Genomic DNA, 25,598 nt, shown 5'->3' with positions numbered 1-25,598 from the left:
TTTATTCAAACTGGACTGGTTATTTTTTTCAAAACTGGTTATTTCTATCTGGTCAGTTATCCTATATGATCTGTATGATGTTAAAATTATAATAAGAAGAAAGAGGGAATTAAAATGGCATCTTCCAATCAGGCAGCCAGCACCAGAACGCAGGCTAGAAACAATACTCAGGCGATCGTGGTAACCGCCATGTGCATCGCGCTGACTTATATTTTTACAGCAGTTGTTAATATCCGTTTACCATTTGCACCAAACGGCGGACTGATCCACCTTGGCAATGTTCCGTTATTCCTTGCCGCTATCATCTTCGGCAAGAAAACCGGCGCACTCAGCGGTGCTTTCGGCATGGGACTGTTCGACCTGTTCTCCGGCTGGACTGCATGGGCTCCGTTCACTTTCGTAGTCGTTGGTCTGATGGGATTCTCCGTTGGCGCGATCACCGAAAAGAAAAAAGGCTTCGGCTGGAAAGTTGTTGCAATCCTGGTTGCATGTGTGATCAAAATCGTTGGTTATTACATCGCAGAGGGTATCATTTACGGTAACTGGATCACTCCGGCATCTTCGATTCCGGGTAACCTGCTGCAGGTAGGTGTTGCCGCTGTCATTGTTCTGATTATCGCTGGCCAGTTACAGAAACTGGCAGAAAGGATGGGCTTATGTACAAAATGATGACTCCCGGTCCTTCCCAGGTCCGTGAAAATGTTTTGCTGGCAAGAAGCAAACAGTTTCAGAACCCGGATCTGGACAGTGACTTCGTGGAATATTACCATGACACCTGTAAACTCTACAGCAGTCTGTTACACACCGAAAACGAATCCCTGATTCTCGGTGGAGAAGGCATCCTCGGTCTGGAGGCCGCATGTGCTTCCCTGACCGAACCTGGCGACCGGGTTCTGGTTCTGGATAACGGCGTATTCGGAGAAGGATTTAAGGATTTTGTCTCCATCTACGGCGGCACACCGGTTCTTTACACCAGAGACTACTCCAGACCATTTGACATGGATGATCTGAAAAATTATCTGGAAAAAGATCATGATTTCAAATATGCTACCGTCGTACACTGTGACACACCAAGTGGTATGTTAAATGATATTGCTTCTATCTGCACGCTGTTAAAATCCTACAGTATTCTTACCGTTGTAGATTCTGTAGCTGGTATGTTCGGTGAAGATGTCCGTGTAGATGACTGGAAGATCGACCTGTTATGCGGTGGCTCCCAGAAAGCGGTGTCCGCTCCTCCGGGACTTACTATGGTAACGATCAGTGCTGATGCAAAAGCTGCCATGGAAGGCAGAAAGACACCTGTTGCTTCTTTCTATGCCAATCTGCTGACTTTTAAAGGATATTATGAAGCCAAATGGTTCCCATACACCATGCCGGTCAGCGATATCTATGGGCTTCGCACCGCTCTGGAAAATATCAAAGCTGACCCGCAGATGCTGGAGCGCCACGCAAAGGTTGCCGCCTATACCCGCAAAGCTGTCACTGCCATGGGATTGAAGCTCTATCCGGAATCCGGATACTCCAACACCGTGACCACCTTCCAGGTTCCGGAGGGACATACTGCCGAAGAGATTCTTCACGCTATGCGTTATGAGCATAATATTCTGCTGGCAGGCTCCTTCGGATGTTTTGCCGGAAAACTGATCCGCATCGGACATATGGGTGAAAATGCTTATATGGAAAAGGTTCAGGAAGTGCTGGATGCACTGCAGGAAGTGTTAAAAAAATAATTTTTGCTTCTATAAATAACTCCGGAAGTCGTCTTCAATCATGACTTCCGGAGTTATTTATATATAATGTTTTACCAAAATATGGCTGATATTTATTCAAACAAAAAATGGAAGCAAGGGGGCTCGAACCCCTGACCTCTCGCGTGTGAGGCGAACGCTCATCCCAGCTGAGCTATGCTTCCATACCTGTTATTATAGACTTCTTATTTTGAAAATCAACCCTTTTCGGAATAATTTTATGATAATCGGTCTACTAGACCAATTATTGATATGCAAAGCAAGAAAAACAGCCGCCATATGCATGGCCGCTGTTTTTGTATTTTCTTTAGATAATATAATTGCCCACATCTGTAGTGTCTACCATCAGATCTGCGATCGTAATCCCGTCAAAGTACTCGGTGATAACCTTATATGCACCTTCCCACATCTTCAATGTCTTGCAGGTAGCAACACGTTCACACTGGTTTGGTTCATGTTCCAGACAGGCAACCGGTGCCAGGGAGCCTTCGGTCAGTCTGAGGATGCTTCCGACGGTATATTCTTCCGGAGCTCTTAACAGCTGATATCCGCCGCCTTTTCCCCTCAGGGAACGTACAAAACCGTTCTTACTCAGTGATGCCACAATCGCTTCCAGATATTTCTCTGAGATCTCCTGTCTTTTTGCTATATCCATCAACGGAATATATTCTCCGGTATTATGCTCTGCCAGATCTAACATTACACGGATCGCGTAACGTCCTCTTGTCGATATTTTCATGCTTTAACCTCCATATTTCCTATATACCTAGTTTACCACAAGGTTATTATGGTTTTCAAGAGGGAATTTGTATTTCTATCGTTTTTTCAAACATACTCCAGATGTCTTATTCTTTTTTTGTACGGATCGATAAGAATCAAACATGTATTTTACAAATCATCTCATTATCTAAACAACTACCCAGTTTTTTCCCAAACATTATTTAGCTCGTTGTCTACATAAATGACAGTATAGGTATACTGTTTCATACCGCTATGCAAGCTGCAACCACAAACTTGGGCTCGTTGCTCGCGTAACTACAAGAAACACGCTTTGCGAGTTTTTCGTAGTTATCGCGGCAGTCGCCAAGGTCTCGTGCAAGCGCGGACTCTGGCTCGTTGCTCGCGTAAAATCAAAATTGATCCACTGGACCAATTATTGATATGCAACGCAAAAAAATGTCACATGAAAACGGTCTTCTTGTTTTCATGTGACAGCCATATCTTGTTTTTTATTATTCTCTGTGATCTTAGGCGTTTTATTTATTATTTCAGCTCTTTTACATGTGCTTTCAGTTTCTGTGCTGCTTCCTTCGGATGCTCTGCTTTCATGATCGCAGATACCACAGCGATTCCATCCATGTTTCCGCCTTTCAGCACATCCATATTTCCATCGTTCAGTCCACCGATAGCTACCGCAGGAATCGGTACTGCCTGACATATCTCGTTCAGTGTTTCCACGGAGGTCCGGATTGTTACCACCTTTGTTGTCGTCGGAAAGATTGCTCCCACGCCAAGGTAATCCGCACCCTCTTCATATGCTTTCTTCGCAGCTTCCACCGTCTTTGCCGTAGCTCCTACGATTTTATCCGGTCCGAGCAATTCTCTTGCCACAGAGACCGGCAGATCCGAAGATCCCACATGAACACCGGCAGCATCGCAGGCAATGGCCACATCCACACGGTCATCAATGATCAGCGGAATCTGATAGCGGTCTGTGATGGCTTTTACCTTTCTGGCTTTCTCCAGATATTCTCTTCCCCCACAGTTCTTTTCCCGCAGCTGTACCAGGGTAACGCCACCCTGACAGGCTTCCTCTATGGTTTTATAAAAAGATTCCTCTGTATGATACGTGCTATCTGTAACCAGATATAATGTCATATCTAATTTTGCTTTCATATCCCTTATATCTCCTATGTTTCTTTTTGGCATTCTCCCCGCGATTTTACCCGCTATCATGGCAGTCTCCGGGGGCTCATGCAAGCAAGGACTTTTTTGCACCCATACGCTTAAACTCACTGTTCACGTATATTACGCTTCTGTCTCGCGGATCCGAAGTTTCGCTTCCAGTACTTCCTGTCGCATCCCTGCCACTGCGTCCAGCAGTTCTATCTGGAAGCTTCCGGGGCCTTTCGAAGACCGTTCCGCCAGTTCTCCTGCGATTCCCATGACAGAAATGCCAAGCACGGCTGCGATAAACGGATCTTTTTGTGCCAGATAGGCGGCAGTAAGTGCTCCAACCATGCATCCGGTACCGGTGATCCCGGACAGCTTTGTGGTACCATTTTCCAGTATCAGACACCGTTCCTGATCTACCAGCAGATCTCTGGCTCCGGTAGCCAGAAGCACACTGCCTGTCTGTTGCGAAAACGTCCGGAAGATCCTTCTTCTTTCTTCTTCGTTTTCATCTGTCATCGCATCTTCTTTTCCTGCATCGATTCCGGTTCCATGAAAGGACTGGCCGGCGATTGCCAGAAGTTCAGATATATTTCCCTTCAGGATCTGTATCTGCCCAAACCCGATCAGTTCCCGGGCAAGCTCCATCCGGATCCTGCTGCAGGTTACTCCCACCAGATCTAATAATATCGGAATCCCACACTCCATGGCTACCCGGGCTGAGCGGCGCATAGATTCCATCCTGGCATCGGTAATATTGCCAAGGTTCAGCATCAGTGCACCTGCTGTCCTCGTGATATCCTCCACCTCCAGCGGATGTTCTGCCATCATGGGTCTTGCTCCCACCGCAAGAATCATATTGGCACATCCATGAATGGAGATGGGATTGGTGATGCAGTGAATCAGCGGACTGTTTTCTTTCGTGGCATTACGCACGTTCCTCAGCTGATTTTCTAACTGTTTTATCATAAACTTTCGCTCCAAGACTTCTCTGAAATTTTGCCAGCAGACCTGCACGGCTCAGCGCTTTTAAAAATACATAGGCTGCTGCCCCGCCCATGATCGTTGCAGATACAAACATCGGGGTATAGAAAAATGCATTCAGGCCATCTCTTCCCATGATAAATGCCATCACCGGATACGATACGATAGATCCGATAATACCGGTTCCGAAAATTTCTCCAAGCACCGCGCAGATGATCTTACCGCCGGATACCCGGTAAAAAACGCCAGAAAGAAATGCACCAAATACAGCTCCTGTCAGGGCAAGTGGCGGAATTCCCATAAACAGCATACGGATCACTCCGATCATCGTTGCACAAAGCAGAGAATACCATGGTCCCATCAGTACCGAGCAGACAATATTGATCAGATGCGCTGTCGGGCACATCCCTTCGATACGCAGAATCGGAGATATTACCACCCCGATTGCAACCATCATAGCCAGCATTACCATTCGAAATGTGTTCAGTCTTTGTTTTTCCATCTTTGTTTTCCTCTCTGATTTCCGGGAAAACTTTACTTTTTGTCTGTGGGCATAAAAAAGCGCAGTTTCCCTGTTTTTTCGGTCGAAGTTCCCTTACTTCCTCTCACTCCGAAACACGGATTCCCATCGCTTTTTTCTGCATGCCGGATCTCAGGGCGCTCCCCCTCAGATTCACCTGCACTTCTTATAAAATTTTATCTTACAGATTCTTTCTTTGCAAAATCCGTAAAATCATACGTTCATAAGCTGCCTGCATCACAGATATCTTCTTTTAAAGAAACAAAAGTCTTGTTATCACAGCAGTCGCCAAGATCTCGTACAAGCACAGACTTTGGCTCGTTGCTCGCGTAATCGAAATTGGTCCACCGGACCAATTATTGATATGCCATGCAAAAAAATCTGCCCGCATACCTGCGGACAGATTCTAACTTTCTCTTTCTCATCCCTCCGTTGGCATTACCCAAATCAGGTGCGGTCGAAGATTTATCTTCCTCTCAGCCTGTCACACAAGCTCCCGTTTCTTTATTCTTGTACATGATAGCACTTATGTATAGAGTTGTCAAACAGAAGTAATTTTCTTTCTGCTTCGTTCCCGTCTCTTCAGCCATCCGAAGAAAATCACGCAGATGATCACGGAAAGCAAAGATCCCGTCGCTGTTGCCAGTCCCATAGGAAACAGCGTATCCGGGAAAAACTTCGAAGTAAGATATACCCCCGGAATACGGACACACAGAATGGCAATCAGATTATGAATAAATGAAATTTCCGACCTTCCGTAAGCGCAAAAATATCCACTGAAGCTAAAATGCACACCGGCAAAGATGCAATCCCAGATATAGCCACGAATATACTGTGCACCCAGAATAACGACCATCGTATCTGTTGTGAACAGTCCCACTACAGGTTCCGCAATAAACTGAATCAAAACTGCCACACATACTCCAAATCCCACTGCGATTCCCATGGCACAGCGAAGGATCTGATCTGCCCGGTCGTATTTTCCCGCTCCCATATTCTGTGCTCCAAGCGCTGAGACCGTAGACAACATAGAAGATGGTACCAGAAAAAGGAAACTGATTATTTTTTCCACGATTCCTACAGCCGCCGCTGCACTTAGTCCTCTCCGGTTGGCAATGATCGTGATTATGATAAATGCAATCTGGATAAAACCATCCTGTGCCGCAATAGGAATACCAATCTTCAGCACCTGACCCATCGTCTGTTTCTCCGGTGAAAAATCTGCTTTTTTCATCGTAATGCCTGTCTGCTTCTTCAAGATTACCCACAAAGAGATGATAACACTGATGGTCTGGGAAAGAGTCGTTCCCAAAGCCGCACCGGCCGGTCCCATATGCATGGCTCCCATAAACAGATAATCCAGTCCGATGTTGATCACACAGGCAATCGCTATAAAATACATGGGGCTTTTCGAATCTCCCATTCCGCGAAAGATCGATGCGATCACATTATATGCAGTGATAAAAGGAATTCCGATAAAACAGATCGTCAGATAGCGGATCGTTCCATCTACCGCTTCTGTGGGTGTTGACATCACACTGACGATCGGCCGGACCAGAAACAGCAGCAGACCTGCCAGGAGAATGGAAACTCCCAGGAACAAAACCGTTGTATTTCCAACAGTCTTTGATACTTTTTTGGAATCGCCGGCTCCCACCGCACGACCGATCGTTACTGTCGTTCCCATAGCCAGCCCCACGATCATAACCGTCAGCATATGCATCACCTGACTGCCGATCGATACTGCTGTTGTGCTTGCCACTCCGTCAAACTGTCCTACGATAAACAGATCCGCCATTCCATATAACGTCTGTAAAAAATACGATAACAGGTAGGGCAGAGAAAAATACAGGATATTCTTCCAGACATTTCCAGATGTAAGATTCTTTTCCATAGTTCTTTACTCCTTTGCTTCTTTCTATTTGGTAAGCGTTTTCTATGATATAACCACTTTTTATTACCTGCGTTGCATTATAAACCCTACAATAATTGTAGAGTCAACGAAAAAAACAGGTATCTGTTCTGTTTTCAACAAAATAGATACCTGCCTCTGAGATTATATTTCGATCATCCACGCTTCATATGGTTTCAATGTCCATATTTCTTTCCCAACCGATTCTCCTTCATAGTTATGAATGAGAACTTTTCCATCGGTCAGATCCTGCGTCGCATTCATCTGTGCCGGTGTTTCTCCAAAATTACATACCACTACAACTTTTCTTCCATCCAGACTCCGTTCATAAGCAAAAACCTGTGGATGTTCTTCTTCCAAAAGACGGAAGTTTCCATAGATCAGCACATCATGCTCTTTTCGCAGAGCAATCAGTTTCTTGTAGTAATAAAACAGGGAAGCCGGATCCTTTCTGCTGTCTTCCACATTGATCTCTTTATAATTTTCATTGGCTTCCATCCATGGGGTTCCTGTAGTAAATCCTGCGTGAGCCTGTGTATTCCACTGCATCGGTGTTCTGGCATTGTCCCGGCTGTTTCGCAGAAGATAGCTCAGGATTTTCTCCTCGCTCCAGCCCAGTTCCTGTTTTTCTTTTCTGAAGTTCACAGACTCGATATCCTGATACCGGGAGCTTTCTGTATAGATCACATTGGTCATGCCAATCTCATCTCCCTGGTAAATATATGGTGTTCCTTTCATGCCGAAGATCATAGTTGCCAGCATTTTTCCTGATACGATCCGATACTCCGGTGTATCATTTCCAAAACGGGAAAGCACCCGCGGATAATCATGGTTGCCCAGAAACAGACTGTTCCATCCTTTTTGTTCCAATCCAACCTGCCATTTTTCCATCAGTTTTTTCAGATCATGCAACGTATAGGACTTTGGATCCCAGTTACCACTCCGGACCCCGTCAATTCCCATCAGTTCAAACTGGAATACCATGTCCAGCTCCTTTCTCTCAGGGTCTGAATACACTTTCGCCATCTCCAGCGTTGTTCCTCCGGTCTCCCCAACTGTCAGAAGATTGTCCTGCAGTCCGAACGAATATTTGTTCATTTCCTGCAGGTAGGTATGGATTTTCTCCGACTGCTGATCATTTCCGCCATGACCGTTCTTTACGATGTTATCAATCGCATCCAGACGAAATCCCCGGATACCTTTTTCCATCCAGTATCGGATCATGGCATACAGATCTTTTCTCATATCTTCATTTTTCCAGTTCAGATCCGGCTGCTGTATGCTGAAGGTATGGTAATAATATTCCTGAATCTGCGGTGTCCATTCCCATACATTTCCACCAAAGAATGCCCCTTCCCCCTGTGGCGGCTGATCCTCGGTACCTTCTTCCCAGATATAATAGTCATGGTACTTTCCGTCCCGGTCTTTCGCCGCTTCCAGAAACCACGGATGTTCATTGGAGCTGTGATTTAAAACCAGATCCATCATAACGATGATATCTCTCTTCTCACATTCCTTTACCAGCTCTTCCAGATCCTCCGTCGTGCCAAAATCCTTCAGAATAGCATAATAATCACTGATATCATAGCCATTATCATAATTCGGCGAATCGTTAAACGGGGAGATCCAGATTGCTCCCACACCCAGTTCCTGCAGATAGTCCAGTTTGCTGATAATTCCCTGAAAATCGCCGATACCATCTCCATTGCTGTCACAAAAACTTCTTGTATAGATCTGATATGCGGTCAGATGATGCCACCATTTTTTATCCATTTTACTTTTCTCCTATTATTCGTATTATCATAGTCATTTGTTCTATGACGCCTGGTTTACTGATTCCATCGTTATCGTTCCAGGAATCCTGTCTTTACAATATTTTGGCTGAAAATACTTTTCTTTTACCGTCTATACCATTATAATGATATCAAACTATACTTTTCTACCTTTATTTTAGGAATTTATACAATTATTTTGACTTTTTTTAATGGAGATCATATATGAAAGAACCAATTGGAATCAGAGATTATACCATCCATGGAACGGAACTGGAACCTTTCCATATTTATCATCAGAATTACATTCATGGAGGCCTGCAGGTTCCTTTTCACTGGCACAAAGAAATTGAGATCATCTGGGTGGAACAGGGACAGTTGGAACTGACACTGGGAACTCAGCATAAGGTACTCAAAGAACGGGATTTTGTAATGATCAACAGTTACGAACTGCATCAGCTACAAAGTATCGGGAATACCGCATCTATTCATCACGCACTGGTATTTCTTCCCGACATGCTCTCTTTTTCCTATCCAGATCAGAGTCAGATGTCTTTTCTGAAGCCGCTACTGTCCCATCAACTTCGGCTTCCTTCCTATGTATCCGGAAATCATCCCTGCGCATCATCTATTCGCAAAGTATTTCTGGAGATTCTTCATGATTATGATACCCGGCCCATGGGATGGACTTTGTTTTTAAAAAGCAATCTGTACCGGATTCTGGGAATTCTTGTTTCGGAAAATCTTCTGGTGCAGACTACTGTACAAGATTCTCAGGGCAAAAACCGGGAAGCACAATACAAGCAGATTCTTCGGTATATCCATAAGCATTATGACCAGAAAATCTATCTGGAAGACCTGGCGGCTTCTCTTAACATGAATCCACAATATTTTTGCCGGTTTTTCAAAAAGCAGTTTCAGATGACTCCTGTGGCCTACATCAATTATTATCGCACACTTCAGGCTGCTGATCTGCTGAAACATACTTCTTTATCGATTCTGGAAATCGGATTACGGGCAGGATTTGAAAATCCAAGCTATTTTGCGAAGATTTTCCGGAAATATTTTGACTGTTCGCCGGAAGAATACCGCATGCATCCTCAAGATTCAGATAACGTAAATGGAATCACATCCTAACCTTAGAAAAAGCCACAGGCAAATCGCCTGTGGCTTTTTTACGTTTGGACATATATTAACTTTCGTTAAGTATTTCTTAGAATTTACCAGCTTTGTGAGCTTCCTCGATGGAAACTGCAACTGCTACAGTCATACCAACCATCGGGTTGTTACCTGCACCGATCAGACCCATCATTTCTACGTGAGCCGGTACGGAAGAAGAACCTGCAAACTGTGCATCAGAGTGCATACGTCCCAGAGTATCTGTCATACCATAGGAAGCAGGACCTGCTGCCATGTTATCCGGATGCAGAGTACGTCCTGTACCACCACCGGAAGCTACGGAGAAGTATTTCTTACCAGCTTCGATACGTTCTTTTTTGTAGGTACCTGCTACCGGATGCTGGAAACGAGTCGGGTTAGTAGAGTTACCTGTGATAGAAACATCAACGTCTTCTTTCCACATGATAGCTACACCTTCACGAACGTCGTTAGCGCCGTAGCAGTTAACTTTTGCACGAGGACCATCAGAGTATGCTTTACGGAATACTTCTTTCAGTTCTCCTGTATAGTAATCATACTGAGTCTCAACAAATGTAAATCCGTTGATACGAGCGATGATCTGAGCAGCGTCTTTTCCAAGACCGTTCAGGATAACACGCAGAGGTTTCTGACGAACTTTGTTTGCTTTCTCAGCGATACCGATAGCACCTTCAGCTGCTGCGAAAGATTCGTGACCTGCCAGGAATGCGAAACACTCTGTGTCTTCTTCCAGAAGCATTTTACCCAGGTTACCATGTCCCAGACCTACTTTACGCTGATCTGCTACAGAACCAGGAATACAGAAAGCCTGCAGACCTTCACCGATTGCAGCTGCTGCTTCAGAAGCTTTTGTGCATCCTTTTTTGATTGCGATTGCCGCACCTGTGATGTATGCCCAGCAAGCGTTCTCAAAACAGATTGGCTGGATGCCTTTAATCTGGTTGTATACGTCCAGACCAGCATCTTTTGTGATTTTCTCTGCTTCTTCCAGAGAAGCGATTCCATAGCTGTTCAGGACAGCATTGATTTTATCAATTCTTCTTTCATATGATTCAAATAAAGCCATTTATTTCATCCTCCTATTATATTGACGGTATGCATAAAATCCGATTACTCTTTACGCGGATCAATGATTTTAGCTGCATCTGCAACACGGCCGTACTGTCCTTTTGCTTTTTCCCAAGCAGTTGTCGGATCATCACCCTGTTTGATGAAGTCAGTCATCTTGCCAAGGCTTACGAACTGGTAACCAATGATGCATCCTTCTTCATCCAGTGCAATACCGGTAACATAACCTTCTGCCATTTCCAGATAACGAGGACCTTTTTTCAGTGTTCCGTACATAGTACCAACCTGAGATCTCAGACCTTTACCCAGGTCTTCCAGACCAGCACCGATCGGCAGACCATCTTCAGAGAAAGCGGACTGTGTACGTCCATAAACGATCTGCAGGAACAGTTCTCTCATAGCTGTGTTGATAGCGTCACATACCAGGTCAGTGTTCAGAGCCTCCAGAAGAGTTCTTCCAGGAAGGATTTCAGAAGCCATAGCTGCGGAATGAGTCATACCGGAGCATCCGATTGTCTCTACCAGAGCTTCCTGAATAATACCATCTTTTACGTTCAGTGTCAGTTTGCAGGCACCCTGCTGTGGAGCACACCAGCCCACACCATGTGTCAGACCGGAAATATCTTTGATTTCCTTGGACTGTACCCATTTTGCTTCTTCCGGGATTGGTGCTGCGCCGTGATTAACGCCCTGTGTAACCGGACACATCATTTCTACTTCATGTGAATAAATCATGTTAAGACTCCTTTCAAACTTGAAATACTTATTTTGAGACTTATGTATCTCAAGCAAGTGAACATACTTCACCCGCTTATCATGTTTATTGTCGCATAAACCTTTGGGTTAGTCCAGCCGAACTTACATTTTTTTTTATTTTTTTCACTTTTCTTGCCATATATATCAATAATCTACCCAATGAACCAATTTTGATTGACATTTTTTTCGGTACTGCTATACTTTTTTCAGAATATATGCATGCCTGTTGCAGGAAGACCATACCATTCCATAAAAGAATTTCCTAAAATTCAAAGATTTTCAGAACACGTTTGAAAATGCTTCCTGCAAAATGTGGGTTACACCCCCCAAAAAATCAAGAAAGGAACATCACCATATTATGAATATTCCCTTATTAAAAAAAGGCTGCCTCTCCGGCAGCACCCTGAAAATCATAGCCATCATCGCCATGGCGATCGATCACTTTGCGGCAAGCATCATCCTATATGGTATTCTGATGCAGGAACATCCGGCTTTCCTTGGACACCCGATCTCCATGACCATTCCCTGGTGGAACATATATCAGATCATGCGCTTTATCGGCCGGATCGGCTTTCCGATCTTCTGTTTCCTGCTGATCGAAGGTTTCTTCCATACTTCCAGCAAAAAGAAATACGCCACCAGGCTGTTTCTCTTTGCCCTGCTGTCGGAGTTTCCCTTCGACTATGCTTTATTCGACACACCGGTAAATTTCGGTTATCAGAACGTTTTTTTCACTCTGTTTCTCGGACTTCTGACCATCTGGGGAATCGACACTCTGTGCCACAAAGCCGGAAACCAGACACGCCTCTGGATAGGGAAAATCCTGATTGCTGCCGCCGGCTGTCTCGCCGCCTGGCTTTTACAGACCGACTACGACTACAAAGGCATCATCCTGATCCTGTTACTCTACCTGTTCCATGATCAGAAATTTCTCTGTACCCTGGTTTCCTGCCTGAGCCTCCTGTGGGAAGCCCCCGCCTGCCTGGCCTTCATCCCGATCAACCTGTACAACGGGAAACGGGGAATCTCCCTCAAATACTTCTTCTACCTGTTCTACCCGGTACACCTGCTGATCTACGGTCTGATCCTGCATTACTGTTTCTGAGTCAGTGTGAACTTTGATTCGTATAAACAAAACATATCAAAACTCCATACAGACACAAACTTCAGCTTCATTGCTCATTGTCAAGGCGGTTATCAAGTTCTCATGCAAGCACGAACTTTGACTCATTGTTCACATCGATCATAAAAGGCTGTAGCTAATGGAATCATCTCCCAAAGATCATCCATCAGCTACAGCCTTTTTAAATTTTCTCAAAGCCACTAACTCTGCAATTAACTTCTATTTTCTTAAACCCTGTTCCCTTATTTACTTCTCTATCTCACAGAAAATTTTACCTAGCATCCTATCTCTTCGCCACAACATCCCCGGCCTTCTTAAAAATAGACTTCTCCGGCACAACTCCGCGAACACAAGACAGCGGATAGATATTACTCTCCCGTCCGACAACAGTTCCCGGATTCAACACCGAATTACATCCGACTTCCACATTATCTCCCAGCATCGCTCCAAATTTCTTCATACCGGTTTCGATATCGTATCCATCTCCATGCACAACCACCAGCTTCTTATCAGATTTCACATTGGAAGTGATCGATCCTGCTCCCATATGTGCCTTATATCCCAGCACAGAATCACCTACATAGTTATAATGCGGAACCTGAACCTTATTAAACAAAATCACATTCTTAAGCTCTGTAGAATTACCAACCACAGCACCCTCACCGATGATCGCGCTGCCACGGATAAATGCACACTGGCGCACTTCTGCATCCTTACCGATAATACACGGGCCATTTAAAGCAACGGTAGGCGCGATTGTAGCCGATTTTGCCACCCAGATATCCTCACCGATCTTATCATACTCTTCCGGGCTCAGGGTATTTCCCAGCTTTACGATAAATTCTTTGATCAGCGGCAGAACCTCCCACGGATAGGTCTTTCCCTCAAAAATCTCTGCTGCGATCGTCTCATTCAGATCATACATGTTTTTAATCTGGATACTTTCCATACTCATAGTTATTTTCCTCCTTTTTTATAATTCGCTGCGATGCTGTCATATCTGCTTCGCAATGCTACCTGATAATTCACCTGGAGCACTCCGCCTACTTTTACCCGGATAAAATGTTCCAGTTTATCCATATATTCCTGGGAAGTGATACTTCCTTCCGCCACATAATTTAATCCCTTTTCCCAGCTTGCCGTAAGCTCCGGATTCAGAAGGGCTCGGATGGATGCGTTGACCACTTCATAGATCATCTCTCCAAGCTGTGTGGGTGTGATCACCTGTGTCTTTTTATTCAGACTGATGTACTTGATATTTACCAGTTTTTTCAGGATCTCCGCTCTGGTCGCACTGGTTCCGATGCCGCTTCCTTTGATCTGTGCCCGGAGTTCTTCATCTTCAATCAGCTGACCTGCATTTTCCATGGCCAGGATCATGGTACCGGAATTATAGCGCTTGGGCGGAGAGGTTTCCCCTTCCTTGATGGAAAATTCTTCCACCGGAAGAACCGCTCCCTTCTTTAGCTGCTGCAGGCAGGCGAGAAATCCGGCATCGCACTGGATATCATCTGTCTTTTCTTCTGCATTCTTCGGGTCTTCTTCTTTTTTTCTGGAAAGAACGTTGGCAACCTTCAGATATCCTTCCTCCACCAGAACTTTAAAACTGGAAAACAGTTTTTCTTTTCCGATCGCCGACACCAGACTGACCTTCTGATAAACTGCTGCCGGGTAGAACACACTTAAAAAGCGGCGCACAATCACCTGATATACTTTCTGGGAAATCTGTGGCAGACGGCTCAGATTCTGCAGACCTTGTCCAGTAGGAATGATCGCATAATGGTCCGTGATCTGTTTGTCGTTGACGTATCTGGTCTTTTCTATGCCTTTAAAACTTTCTTTTTCCAGAATCTCCTGGGCAAACGAAGCTGCCATCTGGTATCTGATCAATCCTTTCAGATTGCGACTGATTTCTTTGGCTACCGCGGTGGAAAGGACACGGGCATCCGTTCTCGGATACGTTACCAGTTTTTTTTCATACAATTCCTGTACCACCCGCAGCGTTTCATCCGGACTGATCTTGAACATCCGGGAACAGTCATTTTGTAATTCTGCCAGGTTATATAATAACGGTGGATTTTTCTTTTCTTTTTTCTTCTCAATTTTTTCCAGAATGGCCTGATGCGCCGCCGATACCGAAACGGATCCTGTATCCGATTGTCCCGAATGACCGCCTGTTATCCCGTTCACTACAGGCTGCGACAGTTCGTGCATCCCCGCATCTGCCTGTGTAACAGCACTTTCCCGTTCCAGAATTTCCTTCAATTCTTCTGCCCGGTTTCGGTCTTTAAAACCATTTTCTTTGTACAGATCTGGTGACTGAAAGTATCGGCTGCCTTCTACCGCTCTCCACTCTCCCTCGAACGAACGTCCTTCCAGGGAGAACTTTCCGAGTACACGGTAAAATGGCGTTTTAACAAATTCCCGGATCTCCCGCTCTCTTCGCACCACCATGCCAAGAACACAGGTCATTACCCTTCCCACAGAGATCACCTGGTATTTATTTCCCAGATAATTCGACACACTGTTTCCATACCGTAAGGTAAGGATTCTGGAAAAATTAATTCCCATCAGATAATCTTCTTTGGCACGCAGATAAGCCGACGCACTCAGGTTATCATAGGCACTCAGGTCTTTGGCTTCTTTGATTCCACGGATGATCTCTTCTTCTGTCTGGGAATCGATCCAGACTCGTTTTTCTTTTTTTCCTTTTACACCGGCCATCTGGGCCACCAGACGGTAGATGTATTCTCCCTCTCTTCCCGAATCGGTACAGACATAGATGGTTTCCACGTCTGCACGGTTCAAAAGTCCGCTGACGATCTCAAACTGCTTTCTCACCGCCGGGATCACTTCATACTTGAATTCTCCCGGAAGGAAAGGAAGTGTCTCCAGAGTCCAGCGTTTGTATTTGATATCGTAGACTTCCGGATAACTCATGGTTACCAGATGACCTACACACCAGGTCACAATGGTATTTTCCGACTCCAGATAGCCGTCATGCCGCGTGGTCTTCACCTTTAAAGCTTTGGCAAATTCCTGGGCAACGCTTGGTTTCTCTGCGATAAATACGGATTTTTTCATGTATTTTAACCCTTTCTTATCTCTTCAGAACCCTGTAACCGCCAGAGTGTGTTTGAAAGGACTCCGGCACAGGGCACCAAAGAGTATACCTTTTTTCACAGATAAATTCAAGTGTTACGGTTTTTGAGTCTTGCAATTTAGAACATATAATATAACAATCTTCTCTCACGCAGGCGTTGCCTTTTGCTCGTTACTTGCATAAAAAACAGGATCCTGAATATGCAAGCACACATCCAAAATCCTGTTCGTATATCGTTTCTTATCTTATTTCTTATTTTGCCTGAATATATCCTTTTGCTTTCAGAGTCTCTGCACACAGAACAGCGCCGCCTGCAGCTCCTCTTACGGTGTTGTGGGACAGACCTACGAATTTCCAGTCGTATACGGTGTCTTCTCTCAGACGTCCTACGCTGATTCCCATACCGTTTTCAAAGTTGACATCCAGTTTTACCTGTGGACGGTTATCTTCTTCCAGATACTGGATAAACTGCTTCGGAGCACTCGGAAGTTCTGCTTCCTGTGGGAATCCTTTGAAGTTCACCAGTTTTTCGATCAGCTGTTCTTTGGTAGGATTCTTTCTGAATTTTACAAAGACTGCTGCGGTATGTCCGTTCAGAACCGGAACACGGATACACTGGCAGGTGATCACCGGCTCGGTAGCTTTTACGATCTGGCCGTTTTCTACTTTACCCCAGATACGAAGCGGTTCCTGTTCGCTCTTTTCTTCTTCTCCACCGATATACGGGATGATGTTTTCTACCATCTCCGGCCAGTCTTTGAATGTTTTACCTGCTCCGGAAATCGCCTGATATGTAGTAGCAACCACTTCATATGGCTCGAACTCTTTCCAAGCGGTCAGAACCGGTGCGTAGCTCTGGATGGAGCAGTTCGGTTTTACAGCGATAAATCCACGGGTAGTTCCCAGACGTTTTTTCTGAGATTCGATAACTTCAAAGTGTTCCGGATTGATCTCCGGCACTACCATCGGTACATCCGGTGTCCATCTGTGGGCACTGTTGTTGGATACAACCGGCGTCTCCGTTTTTGCATATTCTTCTTCGATCGCTTTGATTTCCTCTTTGGACATATCAACTGCGGAAAATACAAAATCAACGGTGGAAGCTACTTTCTCCACTTCGTTTACATTCATAACTACCAGTTTCTTTACAGCTTCCGGCATCGGAGTGTCCATTTTCCAGCGTCCGCCTACGGCTTCTTCATATGTTTTTCCTGCACTTCTCGGGGATGCTGCTACGGTTACTACTTCAAACCACGGATGATTTTCCAGCAGAGAGATGAATCTCTGTCCTACCATTCCTGTTGCTCCTAAAATACCTACTCTTAATTTGCTGCTCATTGTGATTTCACTCCTCATTCTTCTTACTCAATGCACAACCGTTACTTTTTGTATTTCTCTCGCGTACATTTGTATTTACTTGGTAATACTATACCAGTTTTTTGAAAAAATCAACACTTTTTTAGTTTTCTTCCAGATATTTTTTATTCCACTCTACGACTTTCGCCATCGCATCCGGTCCCGGAGCACCGATCGTCATACGTTTTTCCACGCAAGTCTTGATGCTGATGGCTTCGTAAATATCCTCTTCAAATACCGGACTGATGGCTTTGTATTCTTCCAGGCTCATCTCATCCAGTGAGATTTTCTTATCCAGACAATACAGTACCAGACGTCCAACAATACCGTGTGCGTCACGGAACGGTACGCCGTGGTTTACCAGATAATCTGCCGCATCGGTGGCGTTGGTAAATCCGTGTTTTGCGCTGTTTTCCATTACATCATTCCGGAACTTCATTGTGGAAACCATACCCTCAAACAGAGCCAGACATCCCTTTACGGTATCGATGGCGTCAAAGGTCAGTTCTTTATCTTCCTGCATGTCTTTATTATATGCCAGCGGGATTCCCTTCATGGTTGTCAGAATGGACATCAGTGCGCCATAGACACGACCGGTCTTTCCTCTTACCAGCTCGGCGATATCCGGGTTTTTCTTCTGCGGCATGATGCTGCTTCCGGTGCTGTAGGCATCATCAATCTCCACAAACTGATACTCGTTGGAGTTCCAGATGATGATTTCCTCGGAAAAACGGCTCAGATGCATCATGATCGTGGACATGGCAGATAACAGTTCGATCACATAATCTCTGTCTGCTACGGAATCCATACTGTTCATCGTAGGACCGGCAAATCCCATCAGTTCGGCACTGTAGGCACGATCCAGCGGATAGGTGGTTCCTGCAAGCGCTCCGCTTCCCAGTGGGCAATAGTTCATTCTGGCGTAAATGTCTGCCAGACGGCTTCTGTCTCTGCGGAACATCTCAAAGTAAGCACCCATGTGGTGAGCCAGCGTGATCGGCTGCGCTTTCTGCAGATGGGTAAATCCCGGCATATAGGTATGCAGGTTTTCTTCCATGATCTTATTCAGTGTCACCAGCAGCTTCTTCACCAGTTCATCCAGTTCTTTGATCTCGTCTCTGACATACAGTTTCATATCCAGCGCTACCTGATCATTTCTGCTTCGTCCGGTGTGCAGTTTCTTACCTGCGTCACCGATCCGGTCGATCAGATTTGCCTCCACAAAACTGTGGATATCTTCGTACTCACTGGTGATCTCCAGTTTACCGGCATCCACATCCGCCACGATACTGTCCAGTCCGGCGATGATCTGATTTTTTTCCTCTTCCGTCAGAATCCCCTGTTTTGCAAGCATCGTCACATGTGCTTTGCTTCCCTGTACATCCTGATGGAAAAACTTCTGATCGAATCCGATGGATGCGTTAAAATTATATACAAGTTTGTCCGTTTCTTTTGTAAAACGGCCTCCCCATAACTGTGCCATATTGTTTCCTCTCTTCCCTGTATTTTCCGGCAGACTTCTTTTCCTGTTCCTCTCTTAAATTATCCGGGAATCAGCGGATTCACTGCCATTTACTTTCTCATAGTAAAGTCTGAAATCATTCTATCATTAATCCTGTGTCGGCGCAAGTCGCTTTTTATATTCCGTTATTCTGCAAGATTTCCTGCTCGATCCGGGCTTTTTGCTCTTCACGCTCCCGCATCGAGAACACACATCCGCAGTAATCCTGCCGGTACATCCCGTATTCTTTTGACAGTTCTGTGGATCGTTTGTACCCGTTTTTCTTCTTAAAATCCGACGGCAGCCACGCCACTTTTGTATCCCGGCACAGTTCTTCTCCGATCTCATTTAATTTCTGTGCATTTTTCATCGGACTGATCGTCAGCGTGGTCGTCACATAGTCAAATCCACCCTTCTCGGCCTCTTTGATTGCCTCCGACAGCCGCAGGCGGTAACAGGCAAAGCACCGCTCTCCGCCCTCCGGGATCTTCTCCATGCCTTTTACTGTCTCATAAAACCGTTCTTTTTCATAGTTGCCTTCCAGAAAAGAGATTTTATGTTTCGCAGGCAGAAGACCGATAAACCGCTCCTGTTCTCTCACCCTTTTCCAGTATTCTTCTTCCGGATAAATGTTGGGATTGTAATAAAACACCGTGATCGCAAAGTCCTCACTCAGTGTCTCCAGACAGTAACTGCTGCACGGCGCGCAACAGCTGTGTAAAAGCAAGGCAGGAACTTTCTGCTCCTGCCTGTTGTGTGCGATTTCATTTTCCATTAATTTCTGATAATTTATTTTCTGCATCGTTTCACCTTATCTCCCACAGCCTCTCCCTGGGTTACTTTTGTCTCGTAACCATCTCGGCTGTTTTTCAGAAGATCTTCATCCGGATGTACCCGTCCCCGCTGGTAAAGCACCACGATCGTGGATCCGCCAAATGCAAATCTTCCCTTTTCTTCGCCCCGGTGTACAAACGCTTCTTCCTGATCATTCTCGATCTTTCCGACCATCAGCGCGCCGACTTCCATCTGCAGGACGGTTCCTGCATCGGTTGTCCTGATCAGGCAGAACTCTCTGGTATTTTCCTTATAGATCGGCTCCTGATCGTTTGCAATCGGGTTAACCGTATGGAAGATTCCGGGTATCTTATAGTTGCCGGATTTTTTTCCGGTTTCTGTATAAATATACCTGTGATAGTCGTCCACTGTCAAGCGGTAAACGAATCCATAGCCGCCTTCATAGGCACGAGCCAGTTTTTCACTCTTTAACAGTTCTTTTACCGTATACGGCGTATGCTTGATCTTCATGATCCCGTACTCCGTGATCGGACAGACGGTAAGTTTGGCATCACAGGGACTGATGATCCGCGCCGTATCTTCTTCCACCGGACGTTGTCCCGATTTCAGCTTTCTCATAAAAAAATCATTATAGGAGGTAAATCTTCGTTTGACCCAGCCGGACTGATCCATCGAATGTCCTTTTAAGAATAACGGGATCAGCCAGCAGGATGCTTTCTGGCTCAATATCCAGCCACCCATTCCGGAAACCCACGGATGTACCAGCACTTTTACCACCGCACGCCCCGGTACGCTTTTATATAATTTTTCCAGAAAACGATCCTGCAATCCGGTCTCTTCCCAGCGATTTCCGTATCGATCTGCGTATTTCATATGCTCTCTCCCTTTTACATATATGTTCTCAGAATTATTCTGTACCTGACTTTTCGAAAAAACATGTATAAAACACAAGCCAAAATGTTGTCGTATGTCATCTGCAATACTCCGTAATACATTTCGGCTTTTGTTCATCATTATTAAAAACTAAAAAACATGAAAGATTTTTAAGATTGCCAGGGCAACAACGCCGACCAGGACTGCCAGTGTGGAATTCCTGGGTTTTTTCACCTGGATATTCGTCACAAACAGCGTACCGACAACAAACATAGCCACATGAAGTGCCACTGCAAAATGGTTCCTCAGCACCGTATGCAGCACAAACACCAGCGGCAGCACGACAGCGATCGATGTGATCGGCAGACCGCTGTAATATTTTCTCACTTCCTCCGTCTCTTCCTGACGTTTTGTCTCACAGACATTAAAGTAACCGAGACGGACCACACCATTCATTCCGTACCATGCAAGGATCACGATACCAATCGGTCCTCTCATACCAAGGCTGTAGGCCAGCAGAATCGGAAATGCTCCAAAGCAGACCATGTCACACAGGGAATCGATCTGAATACCAAAACATTTTTCATCATCCGTACGGTCTGTCTTTCTTCTGGCGATTTTTCCGTCAAACATGTCACACAGTCCCGAAAGAGCCAGGCACAACACTGCCATTTTATACCACCCGTTCACAGTAAACAACATCCCCGCGATGGAACAAAACAGACTGATATACGTCAGAATCACCGTGTAATTGTAATAACCAATAAAACTTATCATGAGTTCCCCCTCTTTCTTTCGTATCCTTTTCCCTTTTCCTGTATCGTTTTCAGCTTTTCGCTGATCTTTTCTCTGTGTTCTTTTTCATTACCAAGAAACAGCTGCGCAGCTACAGTCATGACTGCACTGATCAATAGCTCTGTGTAATAACTCAGTCCACGGCTCAGGATCAGTCCCGCCAGAACCTTTACCTGCCCGAAAATCCCTGTAAACAGCATGGAAAACAGCTTTTCTGAGATTCCCATACCTCCGGGCAGCGGAAGCATATCCACAGCCACGGAAATCATACCCTGAAGTACTACAATATCATACATACTGTACTGATGTAAACCAAAAGATCGATAAACAAAATATGTTACAAAAAACAATGCAACACGCTGCAGACAGGTGATCAGAAACACGATGCCTACCACGCCCGGATGATTTTTCAGATATTCTGCTGTCTTCTGATATTCGTCCATGGCATTTTCCAGTTTTTCCAGACGGGAGGTCTTCTTTTTCAGGATATGCATTTTTACAAGCAGTTCATGTCCTTTGACCAGAATCTGGCGCATCAGCTGCGGGTGAAAGGTCAGCAGCAGCATAAATGCCACACAGAACACATTTAACCACAGACCAAGCCACATCACCGGCATCACATCCTGCATATAGGTATCCTTGATCCGCGGCTGAAAGAACAGCACAAACAGTCCAAGCAGCACCAGTACCAGTTTATAGGTGATCGTTACGATCATCAGCACCACCGAGGATATCGAGATCGGAATCTTTTCTTTTTTCAGATACACCATCTGCATCGGCTGTCCGCCGCTTGCCGACGGTGTGATGCAGCTAAAAAAGAAACCTACGGAAGAAATCAGGAAACACTTCCATTTTTTCAGCCGGATCTGCAACGTATAGAGCAGATAATGAATGATGATCGACTCTCCCCAGATAAAAAATACCACACAGATAACCGCCGGGAAGAGATAACGGATATCTGCTTTTTTGAGATTTTCCCAGATCAGCCCCAGATCTTCTCCGTGAAAGACACCGTACAGGGTAAGACCGAGAACTAGAAACAGGAAAATACCGTTTCCTATGATTTTTTTCTTATTTTTCATGCCAGTTTTTTCTCCATCCACTGACGGAACCGCTCCGTTTTCTTCCAGCGCACCACACACGCATAACAAATTTCTGCAAGTGCAATTCCTGCCGCCACATCCAGGATTCCATGCTGTTTGGTAAATAAGGTGGAGGCACAGATCGCCACCGCCCAGATCCATGTGATCACACGATGCCATCCCGGTACGTTTCGGATATTCCGAATCACCACCACACAAAACCAGCTGTCCATGCAGTGAATCGACGGAAACAGATTGACCGCCGCATCCATCTGATACAGCCCGACAAGCGCCTGGCTCCAGAAATCTGTTCCCACGATCTCCGGGCGAAGATTCGTGGTCGGAAAACACAGATAAAAGATCCCGCATACCGTCTTTGCCAGAAGTTCCGCACATAAAAACAGACAGGCTTTTTTCTTTTCAAAGTAACCCATCACCAGAAAGTTCACGGTGCAAAACAGGAAAAATGAGAGGTAGATTCCCACAAACCAGGGAATCACGGGAATCTGCTGATCCAGAGAAGTCTCAATATTCCACGCTTTTGTATGGGTTCCCACCCATTGTCCCCCGCAGTAAACCAGGGAATTATACACCAAATCAAATACCAGCATCAGCAGATATGTCCAGGGAATCCACTCACCGGTTCTTATTTTTTTCCATATTATCATATTCTTTTCCTTTCGTCAGGACTTTATTATAACATTTTACGACACCTTCACAACTGATTTTCGCAAATCTTACACTTTCGTAAGTAAATCTTAATATATAGCCATCCGCCGGCTTTCTCATATAATAAACTATAAACACACGGAGGATTATTCTATGCCGGCTTTACTGGAACTGGATCATGTCGGACTTTCGTATCACACACTTGCCGGAGAGATCCCGGCACTCTCACAAATCAGTTTTTCGATTCAGGAAGGCGAGTTTGTCTCCCTGGTGGGTCCCAGCGGATGCGGGAAAAGTACCGTTCTGAATCTGATCGCCGGACTTCTGACACCGGAACAGGGACAGATCACCTTGCAGGGACTTCCACGGGAACATTCCGTTCTCTCTATCGGATATATGCTGCAGAAAGATCACCTTTTCGAATGGCTGACCATCTATGAAAATGTCCTGCTCGGTCTTGAGATTCAGAAGAAGAAAAGTAAAAAAGCGGCCGCACATGTGGACCGTCTCTTACAGGAGTACGGTCTCTGGAACTTCCGTTCGTCTCATCCTTCGCAGCTTTCCGGCGGGATGCGGCAGCGCGCTGCCCTGATCCGTACCCTTGCACTGGAACCTTCGCTTCTGCTTCTCGATGAACCCTTCAGTGCACTCGACTATCAGACCAGACTTTCCGTCAGCGACGATATCTGGAAAATCCTGCAAAAAGAAGGGAACACAGCACTTTTGGTCACCCACGATATCTCCGAGGCGATCAGCATGTCTGACCGGGTGATCATCCTCTCAAAAGCCCCTGCTTGCGTCCGGTGCGAGATCCCCATTCTCACCACCCTTGCCGACCGCGCCCCGATGCAGATGCGAAATGCGCCCGAATTCAAACAGTATTTTCAACAGATCTGGAAGGAGTTAAACCATGATGCCTGATTCATCCGCGCAACGTTCCTTTTTACAGAAGCATAAAAAAAGACAGCAGTTTATCCGTCTGATGCGGATCGCTGTCTTTCTGGTTTTTCTGATCGTCTGGGAGATCAGTGCACGGCTTGGACTGATTGATTCTTTTATCTTCGGAAGTCCCAGCCAGGTCTGTCTTGCCTTCCGGGCGCTGCTTCTGACCAATCATCTGCTCTCCCATATCGGGATCACCGTGTTCGAGACACTTGCCAGTTTCTTTCTTGTCGTAGGTTTCAGTCTCTTTTTCTCCGTCCTCCTCTGGCTCTGTCCACGGCTTGCTGCGATCCTGGAGCCTTACCTTGTGGTTTTGAACAGCCTTCCGAAGTCGGCACTGGCTCCTCTGCTGATCGTATGGCTCGGTGCAAATTATAAGACGATCATCCTTGCCGGGATCTCTGTGGCGATCTTCGGCTCCATCCTGAATCTCTATACCAGTTTTACGGAAATCGATCCCGATTCACTGAAACTCATTCGCACGCTCGGCGGAAAACGCAAAGACGAATTGCTGCGTGTGGCACTGCCCTCTTCGGTTCCTTATCTTCTGAGTGTTATGAAGGTCAATATCGGTCTCTGTCTGGTCGGTGTGGTGATCGGTGAATTCATTGGAGCAAAACAGGGACTGGGATTTCTTATCATCTACAGCAGCCAGATCTTCAAACTCGACTGGATGATCCTGTCGATCATCTTACTGTGTATCATCGCCATGCTTCTCTATCAGGCAGTCAATCTGTTGGAAAAACGGGTGGTACACGCCGGCGGGGCAAATCGTTCCTGATAAAAAGCAAGGGCAGGTAAACCGATTTTGTGGTTTATCTGCCCTTTTTGCTTCTCTTTTTGTCTGCTTATCTATTCTCTGTGTTTTCTTTTTTTCCGGTTATCCGCCAGCGCAAACAGCACGATCGCGGACGCAACTGTTGCCATGAAATACATTACATTCTTTTGCAGATCTGCCGTCTTTGCCGCTGCGGTTCCGTTTGTCGTCCCTGTCAGATTCGACTTTGTTCCCTGACCGTTGCCCGTTGATCCATCCGTTTTGGTTCCGGAATTGCCGTTTCCGGAAGTTCCGTTATTTTTGGTATCGGTCGGTTTCGTCTCATTCTGATCGCCGCCTCCGGTATTTTCATCATCTTTTTTGTCATCCTCTGTGCTCTCTTCCGTCTCCACGACAATCTGCTGATCCTCATAGACTTCCGGAAGTGTCAGCATCCCGTCTTTCAGCTGATCCGTCACATCCTCTCCATTTACCAGCACTGCTGTGATCTTCCATCCTTTTTTCGGCTGGATCTGAAACTGCGGGCTGGAAAAGCGCTCCACCGCGTAAGTCACCGTCTCCTGTGTTTCCTCATCGTCACCCTCCTCATGCTGATAGCTCACCTGCGCATGTTCGGATCGTATCGTGACCATGTGGGTATCCGGTACTGTCGTGTTGATGGTGCTTTGCTGCGTAACGGACGAAGTACCTGTCTGCGCAGCCTCTGCCGCAACGGGTATGGAGAGGCACAGGCAAATCCCCATCAGAATAATTGCTGCCTTTTTCAT

The 25,598-nt window shown here is 45.6% G+C and carries 24 protein-coding genes and 1 tRNA gene; 6 read left to right on the top strand and 19 right to left on the bottom strand.

Annotated features, from left to right (window positions below):
• The first annotated feature begins 114 nt into the window (after positions 1–114).
• Positions 115–669, top strand: coding sequence for an ECF transporter S component (locus tag ETP43_RS06330; RefSeq protein ID WP_129257426.1), 555 nt, complete (start codon positions 115–117; stop codon positions 667–669).
• On the top strand, positions 657–1,733 hold the full coding sequence (locus ETP43_RS06325; protein WP_129257425.1) for a pyridoxal-phosphate-dependent aminotransferase family protein: 1,077 nt from the start codon (positions 657–659) through the stop codon (positions 1,731–1,733). Before ETP43_RS06330 ends, ETP43_RS06325 begins: the two co-directional genes overlap by 13 nt.
• Positions 1,734–1,841: 108 nt before the next feature.
• Here ETP43_RS06325 and ETP43_RS06320 read toward each other — a convergent pair.
• The 7 genes from ETP43_RS06320 to ETP43_RS06290 form a co-directional block, all read right to left on the bottom strand.
• A tRNA-Val gene (locus ETP43_RS06320) sits at positions 1,842–1,915 on the bottom strand.
• Positions 1,916–2,058: 143 nt separating this feature from the next.
• Positions 2,059–2,490, bottom strand: coding sequence for an RrF2 family transcriptional regulator (locus tag ETP43_RS06315; protein ID WP_117525811.1), 432 nt, complete (start codon positions 2,488–2,490; stop codon positions 2,059–2,061).
• A gap of 524 nt (positions 2,491–3,014) precedes the next feature.
• Positions 3,015–3,647: a thiamine phosphate synthase gene (thiE, locus tag ETP43_RS06310; RefSeq protein ID WP_129257424.1), complete on the bottom strand. Its 633-nt coding sequence runs from the start codon at positions 3,645–3,647 to the stop codon at positions 3,015–3,017.
• Between the two features lie 132 nt (positions 3,648–3,779).
• Positions 3,780–4,613: a hydroxyethylthiazole kinase gene (thiM, locus tag ETP43_RS06305; RefSeq protein ID WP_117525813.1), complete on the bottom strand. Its 834-nt coding sequence runs from the start codon at positions 4,611–4,613 to the stop codon at positions 3,780–3,782.
• A complete protein-coding gene (gene thiW, locus ETP43_RS06300; RefSeq protein ID WP_129257423.1) occupies positions 4,573–5,130 on the bottom strand; it encodes an energy coupling factor transporter S component ThiW in 558 nt (185 codons plus the stop codon). Before thiW ends, thiM begins: the two co-directional genes overlap by 41 nt.
• Before the next feature lie 559 nt (positions 5,131–5,689).
• Positions 5,690–7,042 carry an MATE family efflux transporter gene (locus ETP43_RS06295; protein WP_129257422.1) on the bottom strand — a complete coding sequence of 451 codons (1,353 nt, stop codon included), beginning with the start codon at positions 7,040–7,042 and terminating at the stop codon, positions 5,690–5,692.
• Positions 7,043–7,204: 162 nt separating this feature from the next.
• A complete protein-coding gene (locus ETP43_RS06290; protein ID WP_129257421.1) occupies positions 7,205–8,833 on the bottom strand; it encodes a glycoside hydrolase family 13 protein in 1,629 nt (542 codons plus the stop codon).
• 224 nt (positions 8,834–9,057) lie between these two features.
• Here ETP43_RS06290 and ETP43_RS06285 point away from each other — a divergent pair, with 224 nt between their 5' ends.
• Complete coding sequence (locus tag ETP43_RS06285; protein WP_118634461.1) at positions 9,058–9,969, top strand: helix-turn-helix transcriptional regulator; 912 nt, start codon at positions 9,058–9,060, stop codon at positions 9,967–9,969.
• Between the two features lie 76 nt (positions 9,970–10,045).
• On the opposite strand, the gene ETP43_RS06280 is transcribed toward ETP43_RS06285, so the two are convergent.
• A complete protein-coding gene (locus tag ETP43_RS06280) occupies positions 10,046–11,056 on the bottom strand; it encodes a GGGtGRT protein (protein ID WP_117525818.1) in 1,011 nt (336 codons plus the stop codon).
• Positions 11,057–11,100: 44 nt separating this feature from the next.
• Positions 11,101–11,793, bottom strand: coding sequence for an iron-sulfur cluster assembly scaffold protein (locus ETP43_RS06275; protein ID WP_118575846.1), 693 nt, complete (start codon positions 11,791–11,793; stop codon positions 11,101–11,103).
• A 379-nt stretch (positions 11,794–12,172) separates the two neighbouring features.
• Between ETP43_RS06275 and ETP43_RS06270 the strand changes: the two genes are divergently transcribed.
• The gene (locus ETP43_RS06270) at positions 12,173–12,919 is read left to right on the top strand and encodes a TraX family protein (protein ID WP_129257420.1); all 747 of its coding nucleotides are present in this window, start codon (positions 12,173–12,175) and stop codon (positions 12,917–12,919) included.
• 301 nt (positions 12,920–13,220) lie between these two features.
• Here the strand turns inward: ETP43_RS06270 and ETP43_RS06265 are convergent, their stop codons facing one another.
• From ETP43_RS06265 to ETP43_RS06225, 9 genes are all read right to left on the bottom strand, one after another.
• Complete coding sequence (locus tag ETP43_RS06265) at positions 13,221–13,886, bottom strand: acyltransferase (protein WP_118567546.1); 666 nt, start codon at positions 13,884–13,886, stop codon at positions 13,221–13,223.
• Between the two features lie 8 nt (positions 13,887–13,894).
• Entirely contained in the window at positions 13,895–16,021 is a 2,127-nt protein-coding gene (locus tag ETP43_RS06260; RefSeq protein ID WP_129257419.1) for a DNA topoisomerase, read from the bottom strand.
• Positions 16,022–16,292: 271 nt separating this feature from the next.
• The gene (gene asd / locus ETP43_RS06255; RefSeq protein ID WP_129257418.1) at positions 16,293–17,378 is read right to left on the bottom strand and encodes an aspartate-semialdehyde dehydrogenase; all 1,086 of its coding nucleotides are present in this window, start codon (positions 17,376–17,378) and stop codon (positions 16,293–16,295) included.
• 121 nt (positions 17,379–17,499) lie between these two features.
• On the bottom strand, positions 17,500–18,879 hold the full coding sequence (argH, locus tag ETP43_RS06250) for an argininosuccinate lyase (RefSeq protein WP_106492623.1): 1,380 nt from the start codon (positions 18,877–18,879) through the stop codon (positions 17,500–17,502).
• 154 nt (positions 18,880–19,033) lie between these two features.
• A complete protein-coding gene (locus ETP43_RS06245) occupies positions 19,034–19,699 on the bottom strand; it encodes an epoxyqueuosine reductase QueH (RefSeq protein ID WP_129257417.1) in 666 nt (221 codons plus the stop codon).
• Entirely contained in the window at positions 19,687–20,565 is an 879-nt protein-coding gene (locus tag ETP43_RS06240) for a phosphatidylserine decarboxylase (protein WP_129257416.1), read from the bottom strand. Before ETP43_RS06240 ends, ETP43_RS06245 begins: the two co-directional genes overlap by 13 nt.
• A gap of 150 nt (positions 20,566–20,715) precedes the next feature.
• The gene (locus ETP43_RS06235) at positions 20,716–21,342 is read right to left on the bottom strand and encodes a CDP-alcohol phosphatidyltransferase family protein (RefSeq protein WP_129257415.1); all 627 of its coding nucleotides are present in this window, start codon (positions 21,340–21,342) and stop codon (positions 20,716–20,718) included.
• Entirely contained in the window at positions 21,339–22,442 is a 1,104-nt protein-coding gene (locus ETP43_RS06230; RefSeq protein ID WP_129257414.1) for a lysylphosphatidylglycerol synthase transmembrane domain-containing protein, read from the bottom strand. Before ETP43_RS06230 ends, ETP43_RS06235 begins: the two co-directional genes overlap by 4 nt.
• On the bottom strand, positions 22,439–23,110 hold the full coding sequence (locus ETP43_RS06225; RefSeq protein ID WP_129257413.1) for a phosphatase PAP2 family protein: 672 nt from the start codon (positions 23,108–23,110) through the stop codon (positions 22,439–22,441). The genes ETP43_RS06230 and ETP43_RS06225 overlap by 4 nt, the downstream gene beginning before the upstream one ends.
• Positions 23,111–23,264: 154 nt before the next feature.
• Here ETP43_RS06225 and ETP43_RS06220 point away from each other — a divergent pair, with 154 nt between their 5' ends.
• Both ETP43_RS06220 and ETP43_RS06215 read left to right on the top strand, forming a co-directional pair.
• A complete protein-coding gene (locus tag ETP43_RS06220; RefSeq protein WP_129257412.1) occupies positions 23,265–24,032 on the top strand; it encodes an ABC transporter ATP-binding protein in 768 nt (255 codons plus the stop codon).
• Positions 24,022–24,834, top strand: a complete 813-nt coding sequence (locus tag ETP43_RS06215; RefSeq protein ID WP_243114201.1) for an ABC transporter permease — start codon at positions 24,022–24,024, stop codon at positions 24,832–24,834. Before ETP43_RS06220 ends, ETP43_RS06215 begins: the two co-directional genes overlap by 11 nt.
• A 71-nt stretch (positions 24,835–24,905) precedes the next feature.
• On the opposite strand, the gene ETP43_RS06210 is transcribed toward ETP43_RS06215, so the two are convergent.
• Positions 24,906–25,598, bottom strand: coding sequence for a hypothetical protein (locus ETP43_RS06210; RefSeq protein WP_129257411.1), 693 nt, complete (start codon positions 25,596–25,598; stop codon positions 24,906–24,908).

Source organism: Blautia faecicola, assembly GCF_004123145.1.
Lineage (GTDB): Bacteria > Bacillota > Clostridia > Lachnospirales > Lachnospiraceae > Oliverpabstia > Oliverpabstia faecicola.
The sequence above is the reverse complement of the archived record's forward strand: the minus strand, read 5'-3'. Positions and strand labels throughout refer to the sequence as shown.